Source organism: Luteimonas viscosa, from assembly GCF_008244685.1.
Lineage (GTDB): Bacteria > Pseudomonadota > Gammaproteobacteria > Xanthomonadales > Xanthomonadaceae > Luteimonas > Luteimonas viscosa.
The window spans coordinates 550,433-558,068 of the sequence record NZ_VTFT01000002.1; the positions used below are offsets into that span (position 1 = coordinate 550,433).

The window sequence follows — 7,636 nt, forward strand, 5'->3', positions numbered from 1 at the left end:
ATTGTATGGGGCCGTGCAGTCACCGTCAACAGCGTCCGCGCCGGGGGGAGCGGGAGTTCAGCTGTGTTCTCGTCGCTTGCCGGTCCTGATTCGCGGCTACCCCGCGGTGGTCTGGCCTTGGCAAATGACTGACCGGTTCGCCATCGCGATCGAAGTCCGGGGCGATGAGGGCGAGTCGGGCAGTGAGCGCGTCCGTCACGGGGCGCCGATGCTCCGTGACCGCCGCCAGGCGTCGGGTCGAGGCAATGCGAGGATCCGGGCCCTCACGGGACACCGCGACCGGCGACGCGTGCGGCGGATGTCGGGGGCCCGAATCAGGCCGCAGGCAGGCCATCGAAGTACGGTAGTGCCGGACATCCGGATGCTCGCCGCCGATTCGCTTCTGCACGTCGATTTGCGTCACGCCGGCCGTGCGCCATCGCCGGGTTGCGGTGCGGTCCGCGGGCCGATGCGCAGGTCACCGGTGATCCGTGTCTTTCGACTCGCCTGCGCGTGGAGTCCGGATGACCGGCGATGACGGAACAGTAGCTCGCCGGACCAGTCCGGCACTGGACGATGTCTTCAGAACCGGCACTGCAGCGTGAGGCTGATCAGGCTCAATGCATCGTCGGCGCCGGTTTCGCGCAGGAATGCGCCGGGCTGCGAATGGGCGACGACCGCGCTCGAGGACCACCCTGGTTTCGGCGTCCAGGTGATGCCGAGCGATGCGATGGTCGCGACATAGCGGGCGTCGCTGCCGCCCGCGGGCACGATCAGCATGCCGTTGGGTGCATAGACGCTGTCGCGGGTGCTGTAGCGCCAGAAGAAATCGAGGCTTGCATTCACTTCGACCAATGGGGATAGGCGCATGGTCAGGGCAGGATGGATGTTGAAGAAGTTGCGGGGTCCGAGGGTCGCTTCGTCGCCGAAGTAGTTGCCGCGTGGATAGAGTGGATTGAGGGTGCCGAGGCGATCATCGTCCGGATCCCGGTCGCCGCTGGCGGCGGCGATGAGCAGGCCCAACCGGGGTTGGCCAGCCGCTTCGTCGAAGGTGTAGCCGGTGTCGGTCGCGATCGACCAGGCGCCGATGTCGGCGTCGCCGAACCGGCCGCCCTGGAGGATGGCCTCCCAGTTCCAGTCCCAGGCATCGCGGCCGCCGAACGCGCGGGCACCGAGGGTCCAACGGCGTTCGTGCGCCACATCCTGGACGTAGCGGGCGACGGTGTTTTCGTAATGCAACGCGTAGACGTCCCAGGAGGTGGTCGTCGCGGTGCGGGTGGCGTAGATGCCACGCAGCGCCTCGGTCTGCGAGCGGGCGTCGTCGAAGCTTCCGGGATGGTTCTGGCGGGGGGCTGCGGCGAATGCATCGACGCGCCAGGACCCGCTGGCCATATAGCCACGGACGGCTTCGAAGCTGCGCCGCACGTTGGGTCCTTCGCGTGCATCGATGGCACGCCCCGACCCGAGCTGCAGTTCCTGGATGCCGATGCGTACCCCGATGCCGCGATCGCCGGTCGTCGCCGATCGCCATTCGACGAAGAGGTTGCCGGGATCGAGCCTGTTCTCGTCCACGGGAGAGGGACCTGCGGCGCGGCCGTTGGCGTGCGAGCTGGCCAGTTGCGCGAAGCCGCGCCAGTGCGCGCCGACCTGCAGGTCGGCGAATACGGAATGGCGCTGCATCCATACCCCCCAGCGGTCCTGGGGCTCCAGGCCGTAGCGGGGGTTGCCGGTATATTCGTAGCGCCAGCGCAGGTCGCCGCCGACACTCAGGCGCAGGTGCTCGCCAACCGGAACATCCTTCCAGCATGCGCTGCGGTTTTCCTGCGCACAGGCCTGGCGCTGGGCGCTGAAGTCATCGTCGAAGCGCAGTGGGCGGAACTGCGCCGGCGTGGCGTCCATCGCCACCAGCAAGGGCATGCCGAGCCACGCGCTGCGCATCTCCGGCGCGCGTGGCCGCCGCAGGCGTCGCGATCGCGGCTCGGGCGGCGGCACGATCGGACGCTTCGCGCTCATCCCAGGATCTGTGCGCCGGATGGCCCAGCCTGCTGCAGGGGCGCGCCTGGCGCGCCGCCGACGAAGTGGCGCACCCTCGGCGCGTGGGCGGGGTCGGCCAGCAGCTGCATGATCCGGCCCTGCAACATGCGTTCGCTTTCGGTCACGCGTTCGTGCTGCCGCAGGTGTTCCAGCCAGCTGCCGTCGATGAAATACTCCAGATAGGTGCCCGGGGTTTCGGTGTCTTCGGCCACGCCCCACTGCACGGCGCCATCGCGGCGCCTGCTGCGGCCGAGGCGGTGCATCAGGCGCAGGAACTCTTCGCGTTTCGCAAGCTCGATCCTGTATTCGATCGTGACCAGCACCGGGCCCCGGTCGCCGGCGATGTCGTCCACCACGACCGGCTGCGGCCAGTGGCCCGACGGGGTGACGTTGACGTTGGCCGCCTCGCCCAGGCGGAAGCGCAGCCCGAAGAACGCGGCCAGTACGGTTCCGGCGGCGGCCGCCAGCAGTGCAGTCGTGGTACCGGTGTGCTGGGCGAGCGTGCCCCAGCCGAGGCTGCCGATGGCCATGCCCCCGGAGAACACCACGATGTAGAGCGCGAGGGCGCGAGCGCGCACCCAGGCCGGCACCGAGGTCTGGGCCGCGATCTGCAGCGACGACAGCACGGTGATCCAGGCGAAGCCGTTGACCAGCGAGACGACGTACAGCAGCGGGATGTCGCGCAGCAGCGCCAGTGCCAGCATGCAGCCGGCGTAGACGAGGGTCGCGACCAGTACCATGCGGTCCGGGGGGATGCGGGCGCGCAGCTTCGGCAACAGCACCGCTCCGCAGATCGCGCCGATGCCGATGCAGCCCAGGAGCAGACCGTAGCTGCCGGCGCTGGCCTGCAGTTCGCGATTGACGACGATCGGCAGCAGTGCGGTCAACGCACTCGCGAACATGAAGAAGCTCGCGGCCTTGACCAGGACCGACTGCAGCACCGAGGCCTGGGTGGCATAGCGCAGCCCCGCGCGCAGGGCGACACCGAACGATTCGGGCGGCAACGCGGTCTTCGCCGGCGTGCGGCGCCAGATCACCAGCACGGCCACGATGCACAGGAAGCTCAGCGCGTTGATCGCGAACGCCGATTCGATGCCGGCGCTGGCGACGATCAGGCCGCCCAGCGCCGGGCCGATCGCACGCGCGATGTTCATGCTCAGCGACGACAGGGCCACCGCCGGGCCGAGCATCGTGCGCGGCACCAGTTCGGGCACGGTGGCCTGCTGGGCGGGCATGGCCATCGCCGCGCCGACGCCCAGCGCGAATGTCAGCGCGATCAGCGTCCACGGCCCGAGCATGTCCAGATGGGCGAGCAGGGCCAGTGTGCCGGCGACCAGCAGCATCCACAGCTGGGCGAGGATCAGGTACTTGCGGCGATCGACGATGTCGGCGAGCGTGCCGGCGAGCACGGCCAGCAGCACCACCGGCAGGGTGGTGGCCGACTGCACCGCGGCGACCATGAGAGGTGAGCCGGTGTTCTCGGCCATCACCCATGCGGCGGCGACGTCATGGATCCAGGTGCCGATGTTGCCGATCAGCACGGCCAGCCACATCATCCGGAACGTGGGCTGGGTGAGCGGCGACCAGGGGCCGGGAGCGGGCGCGTCGGCGGGTGGGGGAGGCTGACTCATCGTGGTCTCCTGTTGCCGCGCCACGTGGCGGAGGCAAGCGTGAGGGCGGTCCTCAGAATGCGAAGCAGGAGCAGCCCAGCGCGCCCCAGAAGCCCTGGTGATCGCCGGTCGGTGCGGCGTGATGCGCGGCATGGCCGTGGCCGTGCACGCTGCAACCGGCGCCATGCGCGGCGGCGAACGCGGCCGAGGCCTGCGCCAGCGTGGCGCCCTGGTAGCCACCGAAGTGCCGCACCGGCGACCAGTCGGGCATCGGCGCGGGCAGCGCCGGCGCCAGTGCCGCGTAGTCGCCGTCGCCGTGGACCACCTTGCCGGCGACCACGGTCAGCACGCTGGTGATGTCGAGGATCGCCTCGTCGGGCACGGCGAAGAAGTCGGCCGACAGCACGCTGAAATCCGCGAACCGGCCGACGGCCAGCACGCCCTTGTGCGCCTGTTCGGTCGAGAACCATGCGCTGCCGTGGGTCCACAGGCGCAGCGCCTGCTCCCGCTCGAGGCGGTTGTCGTCGCGGTAGAGCTGCAGGCCACCGAGGGTGCGTCCTGTGCTGAGCCAGTACAGCGCCACCCACGGGTTGTAGCTCGCCACGCGGGTGGCGTCGGTGCCGGCGCCGACCGGCACGCCGGCATCGAGCATGCGCCGGATCGGCGGCGTGTGGCGCGCGGCCCGGGCGCCATAGCGTTCGACGAACTCCTCGCCCTGGTAGACCATGCGGTGCTGCACGGCGATGCCGCCGCCCAGCGCACGTACCCGGTCGATGTTGCGGTCGGAAATGGTCTCGGCGTGGTCGACGATCCAGTGCAAGCCGTCGAACGGTACATCGCGGTCCACCTTCTCGTACACGTCGAGGATGCGCGAGATGCTCTCGTCGTAGGTGGCATGGATGCGGAATGGCCAGCGGTGTTCGGCCAGCAGCCGCACCACCTGTTCCAGGCCCGGTTCCAGTCCCGCCGGCAGCTCGGGGCGCGGTTCGCCGAAGAGTTCGAAATCCGCGGCCGAGAACACCAGCATCTCACCGGCGCCGTTGTGGCGCAGCATGTCGTCGCCTTCGCGCGCGGACAGCATCTGCGTCCAGCGCTCGAAGTCGGCCAGCTCGCCGCCCTGGTTCTGGGTGAACAGGTTGTAGGCGATGCGCACCGTGAGCTCGCCGTCGGCATGCAGCTTGCGGATGATCGCGTAGTCGTCCGGGTAGTTCTGGCCGCCCCCGCCGGCGTCGATCACCGAAGTGATGCCCAGGCGGTTCAACTCGCGCATGAAGTGGCGCGTGGAGTTGATCTGGTACTCGGGCGGCAGTTTCGGCCCCGCAGCGAGCGTGGCGTAGAGGATCATCGCGTTCGGCTTGGCCAGCAACAACCCCGTGGGGTTGCCGGCCTTGTCGCGCTGGATCTCGCCGCCGGGCGGGTTCGGGGTGTCCTTGCCGTAGCCCACCGCGCGCAGCGCGGCGCGGTTGAGCAGGGCGCGGTCGTACAGGCGCATGATGAAGACCGGGGTTTCCGGCGCGGCAGCATTGATCTCCTCGAGCGTCGGCAGTCGCTTCTCGACGAACTGGTGCTCGGTGAAACCGCCGATCACGCGCACCCATTGCGGCGCGGGTGTGCGTGCGACCTGCGCCTTGAGCATGGCCATGGCATCGGCCAGCGAGCGCACGCCGTCCCATCGCAGTTCGAGGTTGTAGTTCAGGCCGCCGCGGATCAGATGGGTGTGGCTGTCGTTGAGGCCGGGAATCAGGCGGCGGCCCTGCGCATCGACGATGCGGGTAGTGCTGCCGGCCTTCTCCATCACCGCCGCCTCGTCGCCAACCGCCACGACGACACCGTTGGCGACCGCGATGGCACTTGCCACCGGTTGCCTGGGTTCGAGGGTGGTGATCCGGGCGTTGTGGACGATCAGGTCCGCCATGGAACGCTCCTGCGCAGGATTGAGGCCGTGGACGGGAAGGCTGGCGACGGTGGCGCCAGCGGCGAGCGCACCGACGAAGCGGCGCCGGGAGGGATCGTGGATCGGCGCGGTCATGGCGTCGCTCCGGTGTGATGGAACAGCAGTGCATCGAACGACCAGTGCCCGCCACCCAGCAGCGCCAACGCCAGCAGCGTCGCTGTCCACAGCAGCGGGTACTCCATGCCGCCGTGCATCCAGAACCAGCCGCGTCCGCGGTTGAGCGCAGCGGTGAAGGCGAGGAAGCCGGCTCCCAGAACCGCAGCGGCGGCAGTGAACAGTCCGAGCACGACACACAGCCCGGCCAGGGTCTGCGCCGCCGCCAGCATCAGAGGGACCGGGGGCGGAGCAGGCAGGCCGAACCCGCGCAGTTCCTGGGCGAATCCGGACAGCCCGGGGCCGCTGAACCAGCCGAACAGCTTGCCCAGGCCATGTGGCAGCAGGAAGCCGCCGGCGGCCAGCCGCAGCAGCAGCAGGCCGATGTCGGCAGGCGGGAAGTCAGGAGGGGCGGGATACGTAGGCATCCTTTGCTCTCCTTGGCAAGGGAAAGAATCGAATGCGCGGAAGCCGTGCCACATTGGCCGGGGCACGGCATCTGGAGTCAGTCGGTCAGTGCCCGCCCTCGCCGGCATTGAACATCGTCCTGGCATAGGTGATTCCGAGGCCATAGGCGCCGCCGTTGACCCGTGCGATGCCGGTGGCCAGTTCGTAGGTCCCGCTGCGCGCCCAGTCTCGCTGGAGTTCCAGCAGGTACTGCACGCTGGTCAACGGCCGCGCGCCGGACTGGACCATGCGTTGCACTGCACGCTCGTGCGCCTCGTCGCTGATGTCGCCACTGGCGTCGGTGATGACGTAGGCCTCGAAGCCCTGGTCGAGCGCCGACAGCACTGGACCCACGATGCAGACGCTGGTCCAGAGTCCGGCGAACACGATGCGGTCCTTGCCGATGGCGTTGACCTTCTCGGCGATGCGCGAGTCCTCCCAGGTGTTCATCGTGGTGCGGTCGATCTTCGGCTCGTCGGGAAAGGCATCGGTGATCTCGTCGAAGATCGGACCGGAGAAGCTCTTCTCGGCGACCGTGGTCAGGATGGTGGGGACCCTGAAGCCCGCGGCACTCTTGGCGACCAGTGCGGTGTTGTTGCGCAGCACTTCGGCGGCGATCGACCTGGTCGCGAAGGCCATCTGCGACTGGTGGTCGATCAGGATCAACGTGTGGTCGTTCGGGGTCAGCAGGCTCTTGGCCGGGCTCGGGGTAGCGCTAGGCATGGGGCGTCCAGTCTGTTGGTGGGCAGGGGAGGATTGGCTTGCGATGGCATCCGTGTGCCAACCGACAGGTGCGGATGCGATGAGCGGTGGCAGACGCGGCTGTCAACGGCGAGACTTCGGCATCGCACAAGAGCGCGCGCGGGCCGCCGGCCAGGAACAGCGCAGCGAGGTGTCCGGCGTGGGCGGGCGTCGTGCCGAAGACGGCCGAATGCATCTTCACACCCCCAGCCTCGGCACGACCACCGTGCACCTCACCTGTTGGCGGCATCGGGCTCTCGGAGACATGCGCCATGCCGTCAGCTTTCTTGGCGTCCAGTGTCGATCAGGAGGACGCAAGGGGATTGTCGTTCTATACGGTGATTTGGATCGAACCGCCGCCGGACGCGTCTTCCGATTCTCATGTGGGAAAAGCTAGGCGACTCCGCGCGATGCGTACGGGCCTGAATCGTCCCCGCATGCGCAGTTGGGTACCCGGCACGCTCGATGTTTCCTCGCGCGGGATCGGATGTTCCTCGCATAGACCCGACTGCACGGATTGCGTTCACGCTGAGGAAAATTCGACGCCCGTACGCATCGTTCATTTGCAGTCGATCACTTCGGCGCCGAAGCACGTCGGTATCTCCGTCCAGCGCGATGTCGCGACCGCAGATGGTTCGCGTCCCGGGAGCGTCTCCCCGGACGCGGTGCGCCCCATGCCCGCCTGGTCTGATCGTATCGACTGGAACCGGCGTGACAACGTAAGCTGAACCCGTGACTTCGATGCGGCCTCGCGCTGGCGCACCACGGTTGTCCCTTC

At 68.5% G+C, this 7,636-nt stretch carries 6 protein-coding genes; all 6 read right to left on the reverse strand.

Going from position 1 to position 7,636, the window contains the following annotated elements:
* Nucleotides 1-561: 561 nt before the first annotated feature.
* Nucleotides 562-1,992 (reverse strand): alginate export family protein, encoded by a 1,431-nt coding sequence (locus tag FZO89_RS17070; protein ID WP_149104622.1) that lies wholly within the window; start codon nt 1,990-1,992, stop codon nt 562-564.
* Entirely contained in the window at nt 1,989-3,644 is a 1,656-nt protein-coding gene (locus FZO89_RS17075; protein ID WP_149104623.1) for an MFS transporter, read from the reverse strand. Before FZO89_RS17075 ends, FZO89_RS17070 begins: the two co-directional genes overlap by 4 nt.
* Before the next feature lie 52 nt (nt 3,645-3,696).
* Nucleotides 3,697-5,538, reverse strand: coding sequence for an amidohydrolase (locus FZO89_RS17080; RefSeq protein WP_149104673.1), 1,842 nt, complete (start codon nt 5,536-5,538; stop codon nt 3,697-3,699).
* 110 nt (nt 5,539-5,648) lie between these two features.
* Nucleotides 5,649-6,098 carry a DoxX family protein gene (locus tag FZO89_RS17085; protein ID WP_149104624.1) on the reverse strand — a complete coding sequence of 150 codons (450 nt, stop codon included), beginning with the start codon at nt 6,096-6,098 and terminating at the stop codon, nt 5,649-5,651.
* An 85-nt stretch (nt 6,099-6,183) separates the two neighbouring features.
* Nucleotides 6,184-6,840, reverse strand: a complete 657-nt coding sequence (locus FZO89_RS17090; protein WP_149104625.1) for a hydrolase — start codon at nt 6,838-6,840, stop codon at nt 6,184-6,186.
* A gap of 577 nt (nt 6,841-7,417) precedes the next feature.
* Nucleotides 7,418-7,636 (reverse strand): hypothetical protein (locus FZO89_RS18675; RefSeq protein ID WP_222928166.1); only part of this gene is annotated, 219 nt, incomplete at its 5' end.